Raw genomic sequence first — 22,944 nt, 5'->3', positions numbered from 1 at the left:
TATTTAGTTGTATTGTATAAACTAGCCGATCTGTTTAGTTATTTGTCTGTGTTATTTCACCGCTCCAATTTCTCTGAACTAAGGGGGTTTTAATAATGATGTTGCCGTCTGGTTGCAGTCTAACATATATTTTTAAGTTGGTTTCGAACGGAGCGGCAGTATTTAATCTTATTGCTGGAAGGAATTTGGAGGTGCCATCTTTAAAAAAAAATGTTTCTCGATCTGATAGAATTTTTTTTATCAACCTAGAAAAAGATGATTCCCTTCCAAATAATAGCTCAGATTCTTTAAAAACACCTTTTTTGTCTATTCTAACTTTGAAAACTTGTATCGAATCTATAGGGGCCTTGAGTTTATTATTTTTTAAGGCAGAGCTTATCTTATTCACTAAATCAACATTTCCTGCTTTTAATTTTGGTGGAGTAGCCCAAATATTCTCAATTAATTGTTTTTTTGTCGTCTGGTCAAGATCTCCATTAAAAACTTCGAAATCTGTTCTCTCTCTTTTGAAAATTAATGCTTTAAAATTTTCATCAATTTTCAATGAATCGTTTATAGCAATATTTTTAAGATAACTTTCGGATGTAAGTTTATATATTTCTGGGTACTTTTTTGAAAGAATAAATATATCTCCTTCAAAATCGAGATTGTAGGTCTCATTTACTTTTTTATCTAAGAAACTTATTATAACGTAGTAAGGCTGTTTAGCTTTATAGGCCAAATAAACTGATTTAATATTCGGTGTCTTTTCATATATCGTTTTTTGAGGAGCAATTGATGTAGTTGATGAGTGCTCTGTTTTTGGACCATTATCATTTAATTGATCTCGTTTTTGAGCAAGAGCTGCGATAGAGTATGAAAATATAATGAAAAGCGATATTTTTAAGATATTTATCATAAGTGTAAATTTAAACTAACTACTGTAGAGATAATTCAATTAAAAATTGAATCTAATCAAATTATTTCTACAGTAGTTAATGGCCAAGAAAAGATAGAATATTTATATTATTTAAAGTATTTTATTTGGTATCCTTCTCCCCAATACGTAGGTCCATTAGGACCGTAAGGTTGCTTGAAGGTTTCTTCATTAGATATATTTTCAACTATATTATAGACACCTCCTTTTGCCTCGTATGTTCCGTCAGCTGGATTATATTTTCCCGCATGAACGATGTCACCTGTTTCGTCGTAGATAGCAACGAAGTTTGATTCATTTTTAGAAACTTCACTATAGTAATCTTTTACGAAATCGTTAAGTTTTCCTTCATCTACACCTTGTGTCAAAGGGCTATCTATAATCCAAAAATCCCCATCTGCTAATGCATAGCCTAAACAGTTGGATTTCTCTCTTTCATAAGGAGGTCTCCTTTCTCCTGTCTCAGGGTCTAATACTGATATCACCTTGTATACTTTAAAAGTTTCCTTACCAGTGTTTAATTCATACTCTTCTAAGAGCATTTGATTATTGTATGTATTGTCAATATGCCGGGGCGTAGATGTTCTTGTTGCTACCAAATTTCCATTGCTGTCTCTTAACCATGGTTCATCTGCTCCTGTATTATTTGAATTATCGTAGCCACCGTTATTTCCATAATCTCCTGGATAGTCTACGGAACTCGAACCTCCATTAGCCCATGGATCATATTGTCCTCCCCATGGATCATTATTTCCCCCTCCGGGATATATATCAACTGGCGGAAGGTTTCCTCCATTGTAGGTGGGATCATAAAATTGGAAGCCTCCTTTTATAACTTGCATTCTTTTCATTTCCAATTCAGGGAAATCGTCGATTGTCATTTTTTTTCTTGATTTCATTTTCTTTAAGTTTATATGTTTTATATTTAACAATAATTTTCTAGCTTAAATATAGTAATGAATTTAGAGAAAACCATAGAAAATTTTGTTAATTTAACTTTAAATGAGTGTGAATTTATTCTGTTGTCTGGTAGTGCCGCTGTGGGACATTTTTCGGGTATGTCGGATATTGATCTAATTGTAATAGACCCTGTGTGTGATTATTTTAATAGATACGATCTAGAATTTGAGAATATAAAATTTCAAGTATTGTATTACCCCCTACATAAAATAAATCATGCTCTTTGGCTTGATTATACAAGTAGTAAAGGACATATTATTAATTTGATATCAAAATCTAAAATAATAAGAGACAAGAATAATATTTTGTTAAATCTGAAAAATAGATGTTCGAAAGTCTTTTTTAAAGGGCCTCCCAAATCAGATTATCATAATTTGAAGAAAAGCTGCTATCAGCTCGATAGATCTATATCAGATCTGTTGTCTTCAAACGATTTATCGTCGAAAATTATTACGGCAACTAGTATTTACCAACAACTAATAGCGATTTATCTCATCAGAAATAATAAATGGTTGTTTACTGATAGATATGTTTTGGATTTATTAAATCAAAATCAACAAAAGGATTTAGAATATATAACACAATCTTTAAAAAAGGGGATTTCCGAAGGAGATTTTGGTGAATTTATTGCGATAAGCGATGATTATCTGAGATATGCTAATTCGCATCCGCAATGTTCAGCAAAGGGGGCAGGCGTACCATTTTTTTTTGCCAATTATTTATGCATACAAATAAAGAGTACGGACCATGAAGCTACTAATTTATGTTGCAGTACAATTGAAAGAAAATTAACAAACTCGTTTGGCAAAACCTTTTTTAAAATATTATTTAATGAGATAGAGGGGGAAAATAATCCTTCGATTATCTTTGTCTGTTCTTTTGAAGACAATGGATTTCGTTGGAAGAACTTTATGGGTGATTTAGAATGGTATAGAGATATCAAACCGTACATCTATTATCCCATTGAAATAGATTTGCATCCGATGATTATTGAAGAGAGTTTAAAAAAATGCCTTGATCACTTTAGTATTTTTTTATACCATAATATCAATTCGGTTAATTATAAAATTTCCAAAGGTGATATTGTGGGATTATGCAAAGTAATTTTGGAGTTTTTATTGCCTGAAGAATCTTTAAATGAATTTAAAGAAAAACTATTTGAACGTTACTTTGTTTCGGCCTATGATACAGGATATCTTACTACAAAAGCTCAGTTAGTAGATTCTAAAATTAGCTTATTGAACAGATTGGAAAGGGAGGTGCAATATTTTTCGACGAAATTTGTTGATGAATGCTTACAAAAAGGATTGAAATCATACTTGAATAATATATTCGAAATTTTAAAAAAGGTTCCTCATTCATCAATTGTTTTTGTGATATATCCATTCTATGACACTTTTGTCGAAGAAATTGTAGATCATATTCTTAATCTCGTATTATCACTTTTTTTGATAAAAAAAGAACATCATTGCTTCATTTATTATTCGCTAAAAAATATTTAATAGAATGTTTAGTTTTCCGTTTTACAGGCAATTAGAGCAAATGGATTGCGGTCCAGCATCATTGAGAATAATAGCAAAATACTATGGAAGGAGTATCTCATTGAAGTATTTACAGGATATTTGTAATGTAACGCGTGAAGGGGTATCCCTATCTGATTTAGCTAGAGCAGGAGAGAGAATAGGTTTTAAAGTCTTAGGAACAGAACTTAAATTTGAGCAGCTCACAAGTATTCCCCTTCCCTGTATTGTGCATTGGAAAAATAAACATTTTATTGTTGTCTATAAAGTTACAAAAAAGAGAGTGCTTGTTTCTGATCCATCAATTGGGCTGATTTCATATAAGCATGAGGAGTTTGAAAAATATTGGATTAATTCTTATGTTTCTAAGGGTGTTGCATTGTTATTTGAGCCTACAGCAAACTTTGAGGATATTGATCATAACACCTCCTATTGGAAAAAAGACAATACTATTAAATCTATTGCGGGGTATCTGCTGCCTTTTAGAAGGTTTTTATATTATCTTCTTGGAATAATGTTTTTGATAATTTTGATTCAATCCAGCCTTCCATTTATTACGAGATCAATATATGATGTAGGTATCCAAACTCAAGACATCAATTTCATATTTATAGTTCTGTTAGCTCAAGTAGTGCTCTTATTAGCTGTATCCTGTGGAAATTTGATTAGAGATATTTTAATTAAGCATATTTCTGGAAGAATAGGTATAAGTTTAATATCTGACTATATCTATAAACTTAATAAAATGGCTTTATCTTATTTTGAAAAACGCTCCACAGGAGATATTCTTCAACGAGCACAAGACCATGATCGTATTCGAACGTTTATCACTCATTCTGGTATAAATACAATTTTTACCAGTGTTACAGTGCTTGTTTTTTCAACAGTTTTGGCCATTTATGATTGGAAATTGTTTTTAGTTTTTTTTATTGGAAATTTAATTTATCTTTTTTGGAATTGGATTTATGTCAAAATGCAAAACAAGGTCGACTACGGACTAGCCTCACTAGATGCTAAAAACAATAATTACTGGTTAGAAACCGTCGACGCTATCTACGATATAAAGATAAATAATTATGAACAAGCTAGGAGATGGTCTTGGGAAAATCTTCAAGCATCTATTTTCAAAATGAATATGAAAATGATGTCTATGACGAATCAGCAATCATTTGGTTCTCAATTGATCAGTAATTTAACGAATTTGGTCCTAACGATTATGTGTGCACTTTCGGTGATTGAGGGGAAAATGAGTACGGGAACAATGATCGCTGTACAGTTTATGGTGGGGATGATGTCTCCTCAATTGGCTCAATTAGTTACTTTTTTCCGATCCTTTGAACATGCAAAATTTAGCTTTGATCGTTTAAGACTATTAAATGAACATGAAAATGAAGGTGAGGGAAAAGAGATGACAATATTTAATATAGATACTCAGAATTTTCCTCCTATTCTTTTAAAAAATTTATATTTCAGATATCCTGGGGTCGAACATATAGCCCTGCGGGGGATTAATTTGATAATACCTTCAAAGAAAATAACTGCAATCGTAGGTGAAAGCGGTAGTGGAAAAAGCTCGCTTTTGAAACTGTTACTTCGTTTATATAACCCTTCTTCCGGTGAGTTGTTCCTTGGGGATATAAATTTTAAAGGAGTTGAATTAACAAAATACCGTGACATGACATCTGCGGTATTGCAGGAAAGTAAGTTGTTTAATGACACTATACTCAATAATATAATTTTAGGAAGTGAATCTATTGATCAATCATGGCTTTCTCAATGTATGGAGATTTGTTGTGTTAAAGATTTTATACAAAATTTAGAATTGGGATTGCAAACAAAGGTTGGACAAGCTGGTGTTAAATTAAGTGGAGGACAAAGCCAACGTATCCTTTTGGCTAGGGCACTTTATAGAAATTCTAAACTCATAATATTAGATGAGGCAACAAATGCACTAGATGCAAGGACCGAAAATAGGATTATGAATAATCTCTTTCGGGAGTTTCAAGAAAAAACGGTAATTATATCTGCTCATCGTTTAAGTACAATACGAAAAGCTGATCAGATAATTGTAATTTCTGACGGAACTATTGTGGAAATTGGAACACATGATCAATTATATCTTCAAAAAGGTGAATATTTTAAACTTATCGAAAACCAATTAGGAACCGAGGAGTTATGTTAAGAAATGAAAAAGGGACATCCTATCGTTCAGAAGAGCTAACTGAGATAGTAGAGTCTATGCCTAGTAGAAATTTTATATATGGTATTATACTTGTTTTATCCATTATTTTTTTTGGATTGGGATTAAGTTACATTATAAAATACCCCGATATTATCAGAGGGAAGGCTGTTATTTCGTCCACTTCATCCACCCTGCAATCTGTAATGCCTAGTTCAGGTTTAATTATCTTTAAAGCTAAGCATGGAGAATGGATTGACTCCAACGAAATTGTAGCAATTGTTAAAAATTCGACAAACAATGATGATGTTTTAGAGCTCATTAGATATATAGATAGTTTAGCAACTTATGTAAATAATGATAGATTGAATTTAATTAGATTGTTACCTGAAGGATTAAATTTGGGAGAACTTCAGCAAGCCTACAATCAATTTCGCAATGATTATTCGAAATATATGTCGTTAATAAATTTAGGGGCCTTTGAAATTAAAGCAAGAGATATCAACAATTTAAAACAAAAAAACAAAGATATCCAAGAGCAAAAAATACAGTCTATTTCTCTTAATAGGCGTTATTTAAGCTTACACGCTGAAAATCTTCATAAAGATTCAATCTTATTTGAGAAGAAAGTTATATCTGAACAAGAATATCGTCTAAAAAGAGCACAATATCTTGGAATGGAAAAAAGCGATTTCACAGACAAACAAGAATTATCTAATTTAAAATTGCGTGATGAAGAATTTCAAAAGGCTTTGAATGATTTGAGGATTGATTTTACAGAAAAGGAAGAGGTATATAAGAATTCATTGATATCTTCGATTAATAACCTCAGAGCTCAATCTCAAGAATGGGAAAAAAAGTATATTTTGAGAGCGACAATTCCTGGGACTTTGCAAATTGAAAATCATTTGAAAACTCAGCAATTTTTGGAGTCCGGCAGACCGGTTTTTAGTTTAGTGCCAAAAAAAATATTATTGACGGCGGATGTAAGCCTTAGATCTCAAGGTGCTGGTAAAATAGAAATTGGTGATCGAGTTAACTTGAAAATAGAAGAGTATCCATATGAAGAATTTGGTTATATTAAAGGAAATGTTAAGGAAATATCTGCTAGTACTACAGAATCAGAGAAGGATGGTAATTTAAATATGCTTTTGGTGGAATTTCCGGATATGATAACCTCTAGGGGAAAAAATATTAAATTCAAAACTGGTATGACAGGTCAAGCAGATATTATTTTGAAAGATAAAAGATTAATCGAACGATTTTTTCACAATATTAGCAAAATATTTGAAACTTGATTTTGGTATGTTTTCCAGTTATCTTTCTGGCTATCGCTGCAACTACAGTATTAATATCGATTATTATAAATGGGGAAATGAGAATGACTTGTTCTAGGTTTCATATAAAAAATAACAGTATCCATCCTACCAAGTACATATTATAGCTTAGTTGTAAGGGCGTAGCTTTGTATCATGAATATGCAAGAAAAAAGAGCCTCGATGCTTCCGTGATAGCATACTGGCAAACAAGTGGAAAAAGCAAAAAAGCGTACTGCACTGAGAATGGCATCAACGAAGTCAATTTTTATTATTGGTTTTCGCGCATTAAAGAAAATAACAATGTCAGCGGAAGCTTCATCACAATCGATAAAGCCATTATAAATAACGATAAATAACAACCCGATTCTTTTTTGATTATCGTCAGGTATTTATAATCTTTGTATAGATTATAATAAATAAATTATGGGAAATTCCCACGAGCAGTCTCTAAGTATAGCGTTGCCAAACCCCATCCGGTATTATCCCATGGGAGATCAGGCGATTGTCCTCTCTTTCGGCGATACGCTTTCCGAAGCGCTCAATACGCAGGTACGTAAGGTTGTGGCATCTCTCGCAAATTGGTCACAGCCCGGTCTTATCGAATTTGTTCCGGCCTATACGACGATCACGATTTACTATGATCCGCTTACGATTACCTATCGGGAGCTATTGTCGGCGCTCCAAATGATTGTACAAGATATACCAGAGGATACGGAATATAAAGGCCTAAAAAAGGAAATCCCTGTCTATTACAATGGGGCTGACCTGGCTTATGTCGCCCAATATAATGGGTTGACAGAGGAAGAAGTTATCCGTATACACAGTACCCCCGAATACCGGGTATATATGATCGGTTTTGTTCCCGGATTTCCCTATATGGGCGGTATGGACAGTCGGATCGCGACGCCACGAAAGGAGGTGCCCCGCTTGAAAATAGAAGCGGGTGCAGTCGGCATCGCGGGGGAACAGACTGGCGTTTACCCAATCGAAACTCCAGGTGGTTGGCAGATTATCGGACATACGCCGAAGAAACTGTTTGACCTAACGCGGGAGAGCCCTTCGCTACTTGAAGTGGGTGACCGCGTATGCTTTGTTCCCATAAGCTATGATGAGTTTGTTCAACAAAAAACGAAAAGCAATGGGCATTAAGATTGTCAAAGCAGGTATGCTAACAACGATACAGGACCTGGGGCGCTACGGGCTACAGCGTTACGGAATGGCTGTGAGTGGGGCGATGGATAGCTATGCGCTCCGTCTTGGTAATGGCATCCTCGGAAATCCGGATAATGAAGCCGCTATAGAATGTACTGTTCTTGGACCGATAATTTACTTTGAACAGGCTCAACTTATTTGTCTGACAGGGGCAGACCTGTCGCCCATGATTGATGGTAATCCACTGCCCATGTGGAGACCAGTCCTGGTTGAGGCTGGTTCACTGCTCTCTTTTGGCCGACCACATTTAGGTTGCCGGGCTTATATTTGTTTTCAGGGGGGGCTTGATATCCCCGAAATATTAGGAAGCAGGTCGACCTATAGTAAAGGAGGATTAGGTGGCTGGCAGGGAAGAGCGCTTCATGAAGGAGACCGCATCGCTTTCCGACATTACTATACGGGCAAAGATAGCTTGTTCCATTGGAGCATGGATCCCGGCCTATATCCTGACCTCACCACGGAGGTTATTCGGGTGCTGGATGGACCTCAATTTGCCTGCTTTGAAAGTAACGCGCAAAAAAGCTTCTTTTCGGATGTATTTACCATCAGCAACAACTCAGATAGGATGGGGTACCGGCTGACATCCAAACCGCTTCGGCTAACAGAACAGAAGGAACTGTTGTCAACGGCGGTGACCTTCGGGAGCATACAGGTGCCGCCTGATGGCAATGCGATTATCCTAATGGCTGACCATCCGACCACAGGTGGTTACTCGGTGATTGCACAGGTGGCCACCATAGACCTGCCGCTTCTGGCTCAAAAAGGACCAAACGATCGTGTCAGATTTGAACGGATTAGCCTGGATGAGGCACATGGCCTACTGAAGAAACAGCATACGCAATTAAAAAAACTGAAAAGTGCAATCGCATTGAAATATGAATAAACAGCTTACCGTAGATTTGAATTGTGACCTGGGCGAGAGCTTCGGCTCTTGGAAAATGGGCGATGACGAGGCGATCCTGCCTTATGTTTCCGCAGTAAATATTGCCTGCGGTTTTCATGCCGGAGATCCCGCAACGATGATGAGGACTGTTCAGCTCGCTCTGAAGTACAAGGTCAAAATAGGCGCCCATCCCGGCTTTCCGGATCTGGTAGGTTTCGGTAGGCGTGAGATGCAGCTTTCAGCGCGGGAAGTGTATGAACTGGTCGTGTATCAGGTGGGAGCGCTTGCTGCTTGTGCCAAAGTTCAGCAAACGACTTTGCAACATGTAAAACCGCATGGTGCGCTTTATAATATGGCGGCAAGAAAACCTGAACTGGCAGATGCTATCGCAGCAGCCATCTATGATATAGACCCCGGACTTATATTATATGGGCTCTCGGGAAGTGAACTCATCAGAGCTGGCAGAGCAAAGGGATTGAATGTTTATAGTGAGGTCTTTGCCGACCGTACTTATCAACAGGATGGCACATTGACTGCAAGGTCAGATAAACATGCGCTGATCCATGATCCTGAACAGGCCGCCGAGCAGGTGTTTGGTATGATTAAAACCGGAAAAGTTATTTCCCTGCAAGGTACTGCCGTCGATATCCGGGCCGATACCGTCTGCTTGCATGGCGATGGCGAAGAGGCCGTTCAATTTGCCAAGACAATCAACCAGACGTTAAAAGACAAGCAGATACTTATCCGATGAAACAAAAAAATACCTCAGCGCTTATTGGTGCGGCATTGTTGATGGCGACATCGGCTATCGGTCCGGGATTCTTGACCCAGACCACGGTTTTTACCAAATCACTGGGCGCCAGCTTTGGATTCGTAATTCTGGTTTCGATCCTGATTGATATTGGCGTTCAGCTAAATATCTGGCGTGTGATCGCCGTATCCGAAATGAGGGCACAGGATATCGCCAATAAATTGCTGCCCGGGCTAGGGGGATTTATTTCCTTGCTTATTATCCTCGGTGGACTGGCATTTAATATTGGTAACATCGCCGGGGCTGGACTGGGGCTGGAGGCGCTCTTTGGTGTTCATGTCATGACCGGGGCCTGCATCTCTGCATTGATCGCCATTGCTGTTTTTATCAACAAGCAGATCGGCAAAGCCATGGACCGTTTTACGCAGCTTATGGGAGCAATTATGATATTGGCTTTTATCTACATCACACTGATATCTTCGCCACCATTGGGCGAGGCGGTACTGCGTACGGTGGCTCCTGCAAAAATTGACTTTGTCTCCATCATTACGCTGGTCGGAGGAACTGTCGGTGGCTACATCACTTTCGCGGGTGGTCATCGTCTGATTGATGCGGGGGTAAAGGGATTTGATGCTTTACCTACCGTCAATAGGAGTGCTGTCATGGGGATATCTGTTGCTTCGCTGGTCAGGGTATGTCTATTTTTAGCTGCACTGGGGGTGCTGAGCCAGGGTCTGCTGATCGAGGATGGTAATCCTACAGCTTCGGTCTTTCGGCTTGCTGCTGGCAACTTTGGTTATCGCCTGTTTGGGCTGGTGATGTTTGCCGCTTCAATTACATCGATTATCGGTTCGGCTTATACTTCCGTATCATTTATAAAAACATTCAGTGCACGGATCGCTAAAAATGAAAATTGGGTTATTATTGCCTTTATCTTGATTTCGACCATCATATTTGTTTCTGTAGGTAAACCTGTTCATTTATTGATTATCGCCGGTGCGGTAAATGGGATTATATTGCCCGTCTCGCTGACGGTGATGTTAATCGCTGCCTATAAACCGGCAATTGTCGGTGTCTATAAACAACCGTTGATCCTCACGCTGATTGGCGTGACAATCGTTGTCCTAATGGCCTTTATGAGCCTGCGTGTGATGATGGATCTATAATTTTTTGACGGTGCAACCGCAGATGTCAATATTTCCACCTAAATGACCGAAAATTACCCCTCAAAAAAGCAGCGGCATAACGATATTTGGTATAATAACTAAATATAAACCCAGCTGATGATAACTTTTATGAGGTCGATACTTTCGGGTATTGCTGTGTCTTTGGCACTATATGCTCCGGCACAGAACATAGATTTAAAAAACTGGCCCGAAGCGGCCAATCCCATGACCGTTGGCCGTTTGGTCGCGCAGCGTTTTGTCGAAAGTCCACATAACAGCTTTAAACCGCCGGCACCGCCCAAATCCATTACTTATCCTGAAGTATGTACCTGGTATGGGGCATTGAAGTTTGCGGAAATCTCTCAGGACAAAGCGCTGCTCGATAAGCTGACACAACGCTTTATGCCTTTTTTTGATACCGAGAAGCATCTGGTGCCGCGACCTTGGCATGTGGATTTCGCGGTATTTGGAACGGTTCCCCTTGAACTTTTCCGGCAGACAAAAAACAAAACTTTTCGCAAGATGGGAATGCGTTTTGCCGATGCGCAATGGAGTATTCCTATTGATTCGCCCCAAACGGTGAAAGATTCCTACCAAAAGTTTCTGGACAAGGGGCTGACCTGGCAGACACGCTATTGGATAGATGACATGTACATGATCACCATGCTGCAGTCCAAAGCATTTCAGGTGACCGGGGAGCGTAAGTACATTGATCGTGCAGCACATGAAATGCTTGTCTACCTCGATACCATTCAAAAAGAAAACGGCCTTTTCTATCATGCCCCGGATGCCCCTTTCTTTTGGGGTAGGGGAAATGGCTGGATGGCAGCCGGGATGAGCGAATTGCTATCTGCTTTGCCCAAGGATAACCTCAATAGACCTGCCATTTTGGCCTCTTACAAAAAAATGATGGCCAGCCTCAAAAAATATCAACGTGAAGATGGCTTGTGGGGGCAACTGATCGATAAACCGGAATCCTGGGTAGAAACTTCGGGTTCGGCCATGTTTACCTATGCGCTGATCACAGGCGTGCGGAACGGCTGGCTTGATGCCAGTGAATATACGCCAATCGCACGTAAGGCTTGGTTGGCGCTGGTCGGGTATATCAATAAGGAAGGGGATATTGCCAATGTCTGTGAAGGGACAAACCGAAAAAATGATTATCAGTACTACCTGGATCGAAAACAAAAAACAGGTGATATGCATGGGCAGGCGCCAATACTCTGGTGCATATATGCCCTGTTAAAAAAATAACCCATTATGGAAAAAATCCTGATTATCCTGTTGCTGTTGCTCTGTAGTCATGTAAAGGCACAGCCTATCCAATGGAAAGAACAATACCCCGGTGTATGGAAGGGCACCTTTGGTCAACCTGAAAAATACACCCTGCTGGGTGCTGCGGGTATTGAACCGCGCGCTTCGACACTGGAACAGCTGCAGTCAACGGACTTCCCGCTGCCGAAAATGGAGGTTCATGCCGAACTGATTGACGGGAAAACCTATGTGCGGATGCCATTGACAAAAAATGAACAGATCTATGGTCTGGGGCTGAATTTTCAGACTGTTCACCAGCGCGGCAAGATACTTAACCTGCATGTGGACCATTATGGCGGCAAGGACAACGGACGCACACACGCACCCGTTCCTTTCTATGTCTCCTCCAAGGGCTATGGTATACTTGTTAATTCCGCACAGTATCTGACCTACTACGTGGGGACTGCTGTTCGTAAAGACGCCAAGGAGCCGGCAGAGGCCAAGGATCGCAATACCGATAAAAGCTGGAACTCGCGTCCTTATTCGGATGCGGTGGAGATCTATATCCCGGCAGCAGGTGTAGAGATCTACGTCTTTGCAGGTATCAATCCCTTGGATGCAATCAAACGGTATAATCTATTCTGTGGCGGTGGTACATTGCCTCCACGATGGGGACTGGGATTTACGCAGCGGGTACAAAAACTCTATACGGCCGAAGAGGTACTCCATGAAGCCGACCAATTTGAAGAGCATGGTTTTCCGCTTGATTTCATTGGTCTTGAACCCGGATGGCAGTCGCGGGCCTATCCATGCACGTTTGAATGGGATAAAGGGCGTTTTCCGGATCCCGCTGCTTTGATCAGGAAATTGACCGCCAAGGGAATCCGTCTAAATCTTTGGACAAATCCGTATATCTCACCCGAAGCCGGGATCAGTAAGGCGATCGAACCTTATACGGGCTCCCATACGGTGTGGAATGGTACGGTACCAGATTTGAATCATCCCGAAGCCAAAAAAATCCTGGCTAAACAATTCATGGATGCGCAGCTCAACATTGGCGTCAGTGGTTATAAAATGGATGAAGTCGATGGTTACGATTATTATCTTTGGCCCGATATGGCCAAATTTCCATCGGGTATTAGTGGTATCCAGATGCGGCAGACCTATGGTGTACTCGCGCAGAAATTAACCGATAGTCTGTATAGAAGTCTGAATAAGCGCACCTATGGACTGGTACGCGCATCGAATGCCGGAGCCAATAATTTGCCCTATGTTATCTACAATGATTATTACAGTCATCAGGATTTTATCACGGCACTGGTCAATAGCGGATTTTGCGGTGTACTGTGGACGCCGGAAGTGCGGGGATCGAAAACAGGGCAGGAGTGGCTACGTCGCTTTCAGTCCGTTGTCTTTTCGCCAATGGCCATGATCAATGCCTGGTCCAGTGGGACAAAACCCTGGTCTTTTCCCGAAGTCGCCGATCAGGTGAAATATTATGCACAATTGCGGATGGAGCTGATGCCGTATTTATATTCCGAATTTGCAAAGTATCACTTTGAGGGTACGCCTCCTTTCCGGGCGATGGTATTGGAGGAAGGTTTCCAGGGGCAGTCCAAGGCGGTGCTGGGCAATCAGGATCTGGAAACAAATCCATATCTCGAAGCCGTCAGCAGGGAAGTCAAGGATCAGTATATGTGTGGTGAATATATACTGGTCGCGCCCTTATTCGCTGGAGAGTCATCCCGAAAAGTGTTGTTGCCAAAAGGTAATTGGTATGATTTCTATACTGGAAAATACGCGGGTAATGGAGAAGAGATCGTAGCCTCGCCGGATATGGACCGCATACCGGTCTACGTCAAAGATGGTGGTATTATACCCATGATGGGCAGCCGTTTACATGCACCACTTTCAAATGAAAAGGTTGATTTGACCATCCGTCATTACGGGGAGAAAGAGGGAAGCTATCGGCTGTATGATGATGATGGTGTGAGCTTTGACTATGAAAAAGGAAGCTATGCCTGGCGTAGGGTGTTGGTCAAAAAAAATGAAAAAGGGAGTCTGAGTGGCGAAATATCCAAACCGCAGCAAGGAAAACCAAATACGTTTGGAAGGGTTCAATTTGAATTTATGACAAAATAGGAATAGTAAAACCGCTTGTCACTGATGGTGGAATCAGGTGCTTTTTGGGATAAAATGACCATTTTTTACTGCTAAAAAGAACAGAATTTACCCCCTTTGACAAGAGGAAGTACCCGATATTTGGGTAATAACGAATTATAAACAATAACCAAATAAGGAAATACGGGTTAGTCTGTCATTAGCTTCGGTCAATAGCGAAGCCGGGACGAAATGGGAGCATGATGGTCCGAATTCCATAGTATAGTAAATAACCAATTAATAAAAATCTAACTTATGATGAAAAGTATCACAAAAATGGGGTGCTTTGTACTCTGCCTATTTTTACTAATGGGCAGTATGGGCTTACCGCTCTTTGCCCAGCAGAATATCCGGATTTCAGGCAAAGTGAGCAACAGTAAAGGCGATGCGCTACAAGGGGTGAGCGTCCGTATTAAAGGAAAGAGTCAGGGAACGAGCACAGATGCCGCCGGGAAGTATCAGCTTGAGGCTGCTCCTACGAATATCCTCGTATTTAGTCAGGTCGGCATGAAAGAGGAGGAACGGGCCATTAGCAGCCAGCGACAGATTGATGTACAGTTGGTCGAAAGCGATAATGCGCTGGATGAGATTGTAGTGACCGGCTATGGTAGCGTCGCCAAAAAACGAGACCTAACCGGGGCAATATCTTCTGTCAGCGCAAAAAAAATTCAGGAAAGACAACCCATTAATCTATTTGATGCCTTACAGGGACAAGCTGCCGGCGTACTGATCGTTAACGATGGTGGTGGTGCTCCGGGGGCAACAGGCTCCATACAGGTGCGGGGAACCTCAACGTTAAACGGTGGTAACGGGCCTTTGTATCTGGTCGACGGTGTTATCAATCCGGATGGCGCAAACATTAACCCTACGGATATCGAAAATATCGAAGTGTTAAAAGATGCTGCATCTGCCTCAATCTATGGATCGCGCGCAGCAAATGGTGTTATTTTGATCACAACCAAGCGTGGTGCAGAAGGAAAACCGCTGATTAACGTCAATTACAACCACCTGTTTGGCCGTCTGGCACACTATATTCCGGTGAGTAATTCGGCTGAAGTGCGCGAGTTTAGAAATATACAAGGACAAAATAGCAATATAGACTCGCTAAATCCAAGCTTTAATGCGGATAATGATCTTCAAAAATTGCTTCTCGGCAATCTTGCGCAAAAGAAAGAGATCAAGTTGAGTATAGGTGGTGGCCAAAAAAATCTTCGTTATTACAGCAGTTTAAATTATCTGGATGATAAGTCCATTATCCTGAATAGCTATGCAAAGCGTTTGCAGTCGCGGATCAATGTGGAGTATCAGGCCTCATCGAAACTGAGATACTCCAACAATATCTCCTTTGCCTGGCAAAAAGGCAATAGCATTCCAATTGCCAATACGGTGCGTGTCGTTATGGACAGGCCGGCCTATTCGCTGATCTATTATCCTGACGGATCATTGACGAGTTATGTTGGATCTAAACGAAATCCGGTCGCCAATGCATTGTATGAACAAAATATTGACGAAACCTATTCTGGTCAATTTAATAACCAATTGGACTATCAGTTGACGAATGATCTCAAATTGACGACTTTGTTCAATGCGCGGTTGGATAACTTGCAAAATACAGGTTTTTCGCCTCGTTTTCTATCGGCCAATAAAGATCAGAACAATGGATCGAATGAATTTACCAAGACTTTCTCCTGGGAATTCCAGGCATTTGCCAATTATAACAAAACATTCGCACAGGACCATAACGTATATGCCCTGCTGGGATTCAGTGCCGATCGTAGACGTTTCGATCGCTTCCATTCTGAATATCTGAACAGTGTAAACGAGGAGGTCCTGGTCACATTTCCGGACTATCTGACCTCATCGAAGACCTATACATCGGCGACTGCAAATGCAACAGCCTCGTTATTCAGCAGAATTGGCTACAACTATAAAAGCCGTTACCTCCTGCAAGCTTCATATCGAAGAGATGGTTCCTCACGATTTGGACCGAGCAACAAATGGGGGAATTTTTTCTCGGGATCTGCAGCTTGGCGTTTTTCGGACGAAAATTTTATGAAATGGGCTAAACCGGCATTACAGGATGCTAAACTCAGATATAGTTTTGGACAGCTAGGAAATGATAAAATAGGGGATTACGAATCTTACGCCAAAGTAGCATTTGGTGGAAATTATAATGGTGTGGGGGGAGCTTCAATGACGCCGACATTAGGTAATTATTTGATCAAATGGGAAATGACCACGCAGAACAATGTGGGCTTGGATCTTACCTTTCTTAATGGAAGATTGGGCTTTACGGCGGACTACTATGTGAAGACAACCACGGATCTCTTATATCCAAGGGAATTGCCAAAAGAAACCGGATACACAAAACTACAGGTAAATGTGGGATCAATCCGGACCCGCGGAATGGAGTTTGTCGTTAATGCCCGACCGATCGTTCAATCGAATTTTACCTGGGAAATCAATGGAAACATCTCCTTTGAGCGTGGCAAGGTCGTGAAACTCGCCGACGGTATTCCCTTCTTTCCGGGGAATAAATGGTATCTCGAAGAGGGAGGACGCATCGGTAATTTTTACGGATGGCGTAATCTCGGTGTATATGCTTGGGATGAGTCCAATGCCTATAACGACAACTGGGATAAACTGACCCTCGTACTTGATGACCAGGGGAAGCCATTGTATCGTGACGGTAAACCTGTTTATACATCAGACGGTCAAAATTACGAGGGCCCGGTGCATCATCTGTATGCTCCCGACGGCAAGCTGAAGGGGGGCGATGCCGAGTGGTTCAACAACAAACGCGATAGCTTGATCAATGACGATGACCGCATGATCCTGGGAAATCCTACCCCTGATTTCTACTTTGGTTTTATGCAGACATTTACCTACAAACGCTTTTCTTTAAATGTGCTGTTCAATGGGGCCATCGGTGGAGAAGTGTATAATGCTTTATTGCAACGCCAGAACTATCCTTCAAATACCGGAGCGGGGTCACCGGATATGGTATACAATGTATGGCGGAAACCGGGGGATGAGGCCAAGTATCCTTACTACCCTGAAAGAAATAACCGTGGAAATATGAAGACGAACCAAAACAGTCTGTACATCGAAGATGCTTCGTTTATTCGACTTGCCAGTGCACGTCTGGCCTATACGTTTAGCCCAAATTTGGCCAATAAATTGAAAATGAAAGGCCTTACAACCTATATCTATGGAACAAACCTATTGACCTGGACGAATTATAGAGGCTATGACCCTGAATTCAGCACAACGAATCCGTTGACACCGGGCGAGGACGATGGCCGTTATCCAAGAAGGAGAGAGTTTGGTTTCGGTGTAAATGTTAATTTTTAGAAGATTTCAATTATGTACAAAATAAAAATTTTAGCAGCATTACTTTTTTTAGGCACCTTGGGTGGCTGTAACAAATTCCTTGACGAAAAGCCACTTGCAGACGGGACATTGGATCAGCACTACAAAAATATGTACGATGTACAGGCTGCAATGGCCGGCATGTATAGTGCTTTTCAGCTGGAAATGGTCGGGAAGGAACAGTATACCGAGAAATATCTTTACTGGGGAGAATATCGGTCCGATAATTTCGATCGCTTTATTAGTTATACCAAGGACTATGTCGATGAAATTGTGTTGAACAGTATCACTCCTTCGAATGATTTTTCAGATTGGAGTGGCCTGTATACAACCATTGGGCGGGCGAATAACAACATCAAATATATCCCGCAGGCGGCACAGTTGGATAGTCGGATAACAATGGCTATGCAAAATGATTATTTGGCCCAGAGCTATGCGCTTCGCGCCATGTCTTACTTTTATGTTGTTCGTGTCTGGGGTGACGCACCGGTCTGGTTAGAACCCTACGAAGATGTGCAGCAACCTGCTGAAAGAGCGCGTGAACCGAAGGAGAAACTCCTAAAAGACGTAATTATTCCAGATCTGGAAAAAGCCTATTCATTAATCACCAAAGACGCCAGAAGCCCCTTGTGGACAATCGGTGAGGCTGGAATATGTGCGATTATGGCCGATGTATATATGTGGCAGGGAGATCATGAAAATGCGATCAAGTGGATAGAGAAATTATTCCTGGCAAAGTCACCGACCAATGTTACTTATGCTGGTTTAAATGAAACCAATCTACAGGATGCAGCGACCTGGAAAACCATCTTTACAAATCCATCTTCCAGCAAAGAGACCATTTGGAGTATCCATTGGGATTACCTGAAAAATGGCTGTGCCTGCATGCAAACTTCCTGGACATCAAATAACAAACAGGTGATTGTGGATGAAGGGATCTGGACCAGCTGGTTTCTGCCACAGACAACAAGTACACCAAGTCCGGATATTCGGCCAAAACAGACCTTGGATGTTTATTTCGGTATGCCAAGCAATAAGCGGGATCGATTTATTAAATGGTATCCGACAGAAGCAAATCCAACCAAAGCGGATCCCTGGCCTGCAACAAATCAATTGCTTCCGGTCTATCTGACCATGTACCGCCTGAGTGACATTTATCTACTGTATGCCGAAGCCCTGAATGCAAGGGGCGACAGGGAAAAAGCCATTAAATACTTGAATTTTGTGCGCAAACGTGCTCAGCTTCCAGCATATGATGTGAGTGCACCCGAATTGGCAACCCCTTATGCACTGGAAACCGCAATTCTGAACGAGCGGCAGCTGGAGCTTTTCGGAGAAGGGAAAAGATGGTTCGACCTGGTCAGAACAAACCGTGTCAAGGTCGTGATGGACCCTATTCTGAAACGTAGACAAGAGGATGCCGGAAACCTGGAAATGCCGGGATTCTTGGACCCTAAAAATCGAGCTTACTGGCCATTGAATAGAAATGTTTTGAACTCCAATAGTTTGTTGGTTCAAAATCCGGGGTACACAGATTAATGCGGGAATTTAGAAAAGGAAATTATGAAAAGAAATTTTAACATCAAGTGGATACAAGTCGGAGTGATGCTCCTGACTTTACTGACAACTGGCTGTTCCCTTTTTGATATGGAATTGCAGGAAAATTACGATTATGAACATAAAACGCTCGATCCTAATATTGGCATTAGCGCGAGGAAGTTTTTAGAAAACCGTTCCTATGGAACCCCTGAAAATCCAACAGATACCGCCTTCAAATGGATGCGCATGGGTTTGGAATACGCCGGCATTGATCTGAATGAACTGGAAAAAGCAGATCGAACATTTATTTTTTTGCACAATGATGCCATTAAAATCTGGGATGTGAAGACAAAAAAGGTAACGGGTGGACTCTTTTTAGATTTTCCTATCGTGACAGGAGTAGATGGAACCGGAAAGCCACTGACCAAACCTGCGGTGAAATGGGAAGATTATAGCAAAGAGGACGTACGGAATTATTTTCTTTATCTCATCTTGCAAGGGAAATATAACTTCGCTGATCTGAGCATCGACAATGTGAAGGCAAAAACTTTATTGCCGGCAAATACTGTTGCCAGTAAAGGATCGCTGCTGGGCTACCTGAATGAGGGGAAAGGTTTTGATCAGGAGGGAGCGATGTATTTAAAGCTGGTGAACAATAGTGATCTGGCTCCGATTCAGATTAATAATAAAACAACCAATAGATCGGGGGGATATGGGGTCACGAACGGTGTGGTGCATGTTTACGGAGTAAAGGGAAACACCACTGTCTATCCTTTTATTTCCTTACAGTAAATTAAAGACCTTCGATAAACTTAAATATGAACGCAAAAAAAATGGTATTTGCTTCGCTCTCACTCTTATTGGTGATCGGGAGCAGCTGTGAGAAACCGGCTATGATCAACATGCAATTAAATGGTGTCGCCTGTGTGCAATGTCATACCATTCAATCTGCGGCCGATCTGCAGGCCCTAAGTCTGCAGCCGGGTGATACGGTGATTATGAAATCGGGGCAATGGACAGACCAGGAATTGACCTTTGCCGCCCAGGGGACAAGTCTGCAGCCTATCGTGCTGATGGCTGAACAACCCGGCACAGTGATTCTGAAAGGTATGTCTTCCGTTAGTATTACGGGAAAATGGCTTGTGGTTAGCGGGCTGGTTTTCCAGAACGGATATACATCAGGCAAAAATGTCGTTGATTTCACCTCATCTTCATCGAATTGCCGGTTAACAAATAGTGCTATCGTGGATTATAATCCACCTACGGCAACAACGGACTACCGCTGGGTTTCGATCAATGGCTCTAATCACCGTGTTGACCATTGCTATCTCAAAGGAAAATCCCATCAGGGCCCTACGATGGTGGTCTGGGGAACAAACAAAACCATGAAGCACCGGATAGACCATAATTTTTTTGGGGAGCGGGCGGAACTGCCCAATAATGGCGGCGAAACTATCCGTATCGGAACGAGTGACTGGTCCATGACCAATGCCTATACGACGATTGAGGATAATATCTTTCAGCGTTGCAATGGTGAGATGGAAATTATCTCAAACAAAATGGGAGCTGATACCATTCGCAATAATTTCTTCCACGAGAGTCAAGGGACATTGTGCCTGAGACATGGAAACGGTTCTGCCGTCTATGGAAACTATTTTGTCGGTAACGGGATTAGCTCCGCCGGCGGAATCCGTATCATCGGCGAGGATCATATTGTTTATAATAATTATTTTCAGCATATGGCGGGAACGGGACAAAAAGCACCCTTGGTTTTAATGGACGGGGTACCTAATTCACCATTAAGCGGTTACTATCAAGTAAAACGTGCAAAGGTGGTGGCCAATACTATGATTAAATGTAAACAGTCATTTGATATCGGTTCGGGGAAAGGGGGGAGTAGCCGTACCTTGCCACCGACAGATGGACATATTGCCAATAATGTGGTGTCGCAAGCGGCGACTTCAACCATGCTGACCTTCACAGATCAACCCGTTAACTTTACCTATCAGGGAAATATCGTCTATGACGTGCCGACGAGCCAACAGCTTCCGGCGGGCTTTACACGTCAGAATCCACATTATACATTGACAACTGACGGAATCTATGAGCCCACCAGTACCAGTCCGGTGTTGGGTGCTTTTGTTGGTAATTATCCTTTTGCGGCCGCAGCAGATGCTGGTGCTCCAAAATTGGACGTTAAACATCGGGATTTACTGAAAGCGCAAAATATCGGTCCGGGATTTATGACGGGATTAGGGAATAGTTTGGTCATTAATCCTTAAATGATCCTAAAAATTTTCTCCCACTTTTTTCCTTTGTGCAAGGGAATTTAACTTGGTGGATTTTGCGGGATGGATTTGTCAATCCGCGCTGCATCATTGCATTTTCCCCATCTAAAAGTATGAAACAAACCGATGACTGTTCGGTTTTTCCACGTGGGGAAATCAAACAGTCCATCGACTGAACGAAAAACTCCCCTGANNTCAGGGGAGTTTTTCGTTCAGTTACCCGGGAAGATGAGACAAACACGCGTTTGTTTCATTTTTCCACGAGGGGAAATCAAAGTTCCATTGCTTTGTTTGTAGCAGTCATAGGACTTCGCGAAACTTCCATGAGACTGGATCGCAATTTTACTGTGCGAAACCGATCATTTACTATACTTTTTGACAGGTTTTGGAGAATGCTTTTTTCGGTATTCTTTATAATTTCCATGTTTTTCGTATTCCAGTGTACCTTCCTCACAATAACTGCTGAGATACACAGAAAATTTATTGCTTTGTTCTTTGTTGGCATTCAGTTGTCGTATGATATCAGAAACGCGGCGGGGTATTTCGAAAAAATTGGAATTGTAAACAAGGTCATCCAGTTCTTTGGTCATTTCGATGCGGCGCTTTGACTCAGGCGGGATATTGTAGAGCGGTGTTAAATCTATCTGTTTTTTGAATATGGTATGTGGTTGAATTTTCAAAGCACGGCAGATCAGGATAAAGTTGTTCAGCGAGGCGCCTTTTCCTCTTTCAACAGCCGCTATTGTATTGGTCGTTAATCCCGTCATATTGGCTACATCTTTCAGGGTGTAGTATATTTTCTCACGTTGAATACGCAATTGCTCGCCAATTTCCTCAAGTATTTGCTCATTAATATCTCCCATATACAAATGGAAAACTTATTTGCGCATTTTTAGAATAAATAAATTTTAATTTTATTTGCGCAAATAAATATTTGTTTTTATATTTGTTTCAACGAGGGCCGATAAAAAATATGAGAGGCAACAACAGTCTTGGAGAGAAGGTTGAATCTGTTGTTTATGACTAAAATCTAATGAATGAGAAAGTTAAGTTTTAAAAATATCGCAAAGTCACCAGAATAAAATTGATTTCAATTTTATAGACTTGTATCTAGCATCCTATGTTGATAACCCCTATTATTGACTTGTAACTGCCATTCAAAGCATAGGATTAATAAAAAATAAAATATTTGAATCGTTGAAATAGACTCCTTACTGAGTTTATTTTAAAGCTGTTTTTGCGCAAAAATAACATAATTATTTTGCGTGAGGGATGTTCTTTGACTTATTGGTATTGAAAAAGGAGAATATAAAAATATAGGCTGATCGGATGTTTTGCTGATCGGTTTGATGATGATAAGAGGCATCTTGTTATGCCGTAGGGTGAGCGCAATGGCGACTCACTGAATACCTTTTTTAAAAAGTG

Annotated in this window: 17 protein-coding genes; 14 read left to right on the top strand and 3 right to left on the bottom strand. The window is 41.0% G+C overall.

Features of this window, described 5'->3' with window-relative positions:
• Nucleotides 1–34: 34 nt before the first annotated feature.
• Both B4G94_RS14805 and B4G94_RS14800 read right to left on the bottom strand, forming a co-directional pair.
• Complete coding sequence (locus B4G94_RS14805; protein ID WP_286859796.1) at nucleotides 35–898, bottom strand: hypothetical protein; 864 nt, start codon at nucleotides 896–898, stop codon at nucleotides 35–37.
• 107 nt (nucleotides 899–1,005) lie between these two features.
• Nucleotides 1,006–1,815, bottom strand: a complete 810-nt coding sequence (locus B4G94_RS14800; RefSeq protein WP_286859795.1) for a hypothetical protein — start codon at nucleotides 1,813–1,815, stop codon at nucleotides 1,006–1,008.
• 57 nt (nucleotides 1,816–1,872) lie between these two features.
• Between B4G94_RS14800 and B4G94_RS14795 the strand changes: the two genes are divergently transcribed.
• The 14 genes from B4G94_RS14795 (at nucleotide 1,873) to B4G94_RS14735 (ending at nucleotide 21,513) form a co-directional block, all read left to right on the top strand.
• On the top strand, nucleotides 1,873–3,378 hold the full coding sequence (locus B4G94_RS14795; RefSeq protein ID WP_286859794.1) for a hypothetical protein: 1,506 nt from the start codon (nucleotides 1,873–1,875) through the stop codon (nucleotides 3,376–3,378).
• Nucleotides 3,379–3,382: 4 nt separating this feature from the next.
• Nucleotides 3,383–5,578 carry a peptidase domain-containing ABC transporter gene (locus B4G94_RS14790; protein WP_286859792.1) on the top strand — a complete coding sequence of 732 codons (2,196 nt, stop codon included), beginning with the start codon at nucleotides 3,383–3,385 and terminating at the stop codon, nucleotides 5,576–5,578.
• The gene (locus B4G94_RS14785; protein WP_286859791.1) at nucleotides 5,572–6,873 is read left to right on the top strand and encodes an HlyD family efflux transporter periplasmic adaptor subunit; all 1,302 of its coding nucleotides are present in this window, start codon (nucleotides 5,572–5,574) and stop codon (nucleotides 6,871–6,873) included. The genes B4G94_RS14790 and B4G94_RS14785 overlap by 7 nt, the downstream gene beginning before the upstream one ends.
• Nucleotides 6,874–7,082: 209 nt before the next feature.
• Nucleotides 7,083–7,250, top strand: a complete 168-nt coding sequence (gene tnpA / locus B4G94_RS28115; protein WP_414711826.1) for an IS66 family insertion sequence element accessory protein TnpA — start codon at nucleotides 7,083–7,085, stop codon at nucleotides 7,248–7,250.
• A gap of 67 nt (nucleotides 7,251–7,317) precedes the next feature.
• The gene (gene pxpB, locus B4G94_RS14780) at nucleotides 7,318–8,043 is read left to right on the top strand and encodes a 5-oxoprolinase subunit PxpB (RefSeq protein WP_286859789.1); all 726 of its coding nucleotides are present in this window, start codon (nucleotides 7,318–7,320) and stop codon (nucleotides 8,041–8,043) included.
• A complete protein-coding gene (locus tag B4G94_RS14775) occupies nucleotides 8,033–8,989 on the top strand; it encodes a biotin-dependent carboxyltransferase family protein (RefSeq protein ID WP_286859788.1) in 957 nt (318 codons plus the stop codon). The genes pxpB and B4G94_RS14775 overlap by 11 nt, the downstream gene beginning before the upstream one ends.
• Nucleotides 8,982–9,740: a LamB/YcsF family protein gene (locus B4G94_RS14770; protein ID WP_286859787.1), complete on the top strand. Its 759-nt coding sequence runs from the start codon at nucleotides 8,982–8,984 to the stop codon at nucleotides 9,738–9,740. The genes B4G94_RS14775 and B4G94_RS14770 overlap by 8 nt, the downstream gene beginning before the upstream one ends.
• Nucleotides 9,737–10,906, top strand: coding sequence for an NRAMP family divalent metal transporter (locus B4G94_RS14765; protein ID WP_108637018.1), 1,170 nt, complete (start codon nucleotides 9,737–9,739; stop codon nucleotides 10,904–10,906). The genes B4G94_RS14770 and B4G94_RS14765 overlap by 4 nt, the downstream gene beginning before the upstream one ends.
• A 117-nt stretch (nucleotides 10,907–11,023) precedes the next feature.
• Entirely contained in the window at nucleotides 11,024–12,160 is a 1,137-nt protein-coding gene (locus tag B4G94_RS14760) for a glycoside hydrolase family 88/105 protein (RefSeq protein ID WP_286859785.1), read from the top strand.
• A gap of 6 nt (nucleotides 12,161–12,166) precedes the next feature.
• Nucleotides 12,167–14,302: a TIM-barrel domain-containing protein gene (locus tag B4G94_RS14755; protein WP_286859783.1), complete on the top strand. Its 2,136-nt coding sequence runs from the start codon at nucleotides 12,167–12,169 to the stop codon at nucleotides 14,300–14,302.
• A gap of 273 nt (nucleotides 14,303–14,575) precedes the next feature.
• Nucleotides 14,576–17,674, top strand: a complete 3,099-nt coding sequence (locus tag B4G94_RS14750; protein WP_286859782.1) for a SusC/RagA family TonB-linked outer membrane protein — start codon at nucleotides 14,576–14,578, stop codon at nucleotides 17,672–17,674.
• Between the two features lie 12 nt (nucleotides 17,675–17,686).
• Nucleotides 17,687–19,231 (top strand): RagB/SusD family nutrient uptake outer membrane protein, encoded by a 1,545-nt coding sequence (locus tag B4G94_RS14745; RefSeq protein ID WP_286859781.1) that lies wholly within the window; start codon nucleotides 17,687–17,689, stop codon nucleotides 19,229–19,231.
• 24 nt (nucleotides 19,232–19,255) lie between these two features.
• On the top strand, nucleotides 19,256–20,023 hold the full coding sequence (locus tag B4G94_RS14740; protein WP_286859779.1) for a hypothetical protein: 768 nt from the start codon (nucleotides 19,256–19,258) through the stop codon (nucleotides 20,021–20,023).
• A gap of 26 nt (nucleotides 20,024–20,049) precedes the next feature.
• Complete coding sequence (locus B4G94_RS14735; protein ID WP_286859778.1) at nucleotides 20,050–21,513, top strand: polysaccharide lyase 6 family protein; 1,464 nt, start codon at nucleotides 20,050–20,052, stop codon at nucleotides 21,511–21,513.
• 365 nt (nucleotides 21,514–21,878) lie between these two features.
• Here B4G94_RS14735 and B4G94_RS14730 read toward each other — a convergent pair whose 3' ends face one another.
• On the bottom strand, nucleotides 21,879–22,382 hold the full coding sequence (locus B4G94_RS14730) for a helix-turn-helix domain-containing protein (protein WP_286859777.1): 504 nt from the start codon (nucleotides 22,380–22,382) through the stop codon (nucleotides 21,879–21,881).
• Between the last annotated feature and the right edge of the window lie 562 nt (nucleotides 22,383–22,944).

Source organism: Sphingobacterium sp. UBA7625, assembly GCF_002484085.1.
Taxonomy (GTDB): domain Bacteria; phylum Bacteroidota; class Bacteroidia; order Sphingobacteriales; family Sphingobacteriaceae; genus Sphingobacterium; species Sphingobacterium athyrii.
The sequence above is the reverse complement of the archived record's forward strand: the minus strand, read 5'-3'. Positions and strand labels throughout refer to the sequence as shown.

Excerpts from the sequence above, each read along its gene's own strand:
- B4G94_RS14805 (WP_286859796.1), bottom strand. The coding sequence starts at position 898 with ATGATAAATATCTTAAAAATATCGCTTTTCATTATATTTTCATACTCT.
- B4G94_RS14800 (WP_286859795.1), bottom strand. The coding sequence starts at position 1,815 with ATGAAATCAAGAAAAAAAATGACAATCGACGATTTCCCTGAATTGGAA.
- B4G94_RS14795 (WP_286859794.1), top strand. The coding sequence starts at position 1,873 with ATGAATTTAGAGAAAACCATAGAAAATTTTGTTAATTTAACTTTAAAT.
- B4G94_RS14790 (WP_286859792.1), top strand. The coding sequence starts at position 3,383 with ATGTTTAGTTTTCCGTTTTACAGGCAATTAGAGCAAATGGATTGCGGT.
- B4G94_RS14785 (WP_286859791.1), top strand. The coding sequence starts at position 5,572 with ATGTTAAGAAATGAAAAAGGGACATCCTATCGTTCAGAAGAGCTAACT.
- pxpB (WP_286859789.1), top strand. The coding sequence starts at position 7,318 with ATGGGAAATTCCCACGAGCAGTCTCTAAGTATAGCGTTGCCAAACCCC.
- B4G94_RS14775 (WP_286859788.1), top strand. The coding sequence starts at position 8,033 with ATGGGCATTAAGATTGTCAAAGCAGGTATGCTAACAACGATACAGGAC.
- B4G94_RS14770 (WP_286859787.1), top strand. The coding sequence starts at position 8,982 with ATGAATAAACAGCTTACCGTAGATTTGAATTGTGACCTGGGCGAGAGC.
- B4G94_RS14765 (WP_108637018.1), top strand. The coding sequence starts at position 9,737 with ATGAAACAAAAAAATACCTCAGCGCTTATTGGTGCGGCATTGTTGATG.
- B4G94_RS14760 (WP_286859785.1), top strand. The coding sequence starts at position 11,024 with ATGATAACTTTTATGAGGTCGATACTTTCGGGTATTGCTGTGTCTTTG.
- B4G94_RS14755 (WP_286859783.1), top strand. The coding sequence starts at position 12,167 with ATGGAAAAAATCCTGATTATCCTGTTGCTGTTGCTCTGTAGTCATGTA.
- B4G94_RS14750 (WP_286859782.1), top strand. The coding sequence starts at position 14,576 with ATGATGAAAAGTATCACAAAAATGGGGTGCTTTGTACTCTGCCTATTT.
- B4G94_RS14745 (WP_286859781.1), top strand. The coding sequence starts at position 17,687 with ATGTACAAAATAAAAATTTTAGCAGCATTACTTTTTTTAGGCACCTTG.
- B4G94_RS14740 (WP_286859779.1), top strand. The coding sequence starts at position 19,256 with ATGAAAAGAAATTTTAACATCAAGTGGATACAAGTCGGAGTGATGCTC.
- B4G94_RS14735 (WP_286859778.1), top strand. The coding sequence starts at position 20,050 with ATGAACGCAAAAAAAATGGTATTTGCTTCGCTCTCACTCTTATTGGTG.
- B4G94_RS14730 (WP_286859777.1), bottom strand. The coding sequence starts at position 22,382 with ATGGGAGATATTAATGAGCAAATACTTGAGGAAATTGGCGAGCAATTG.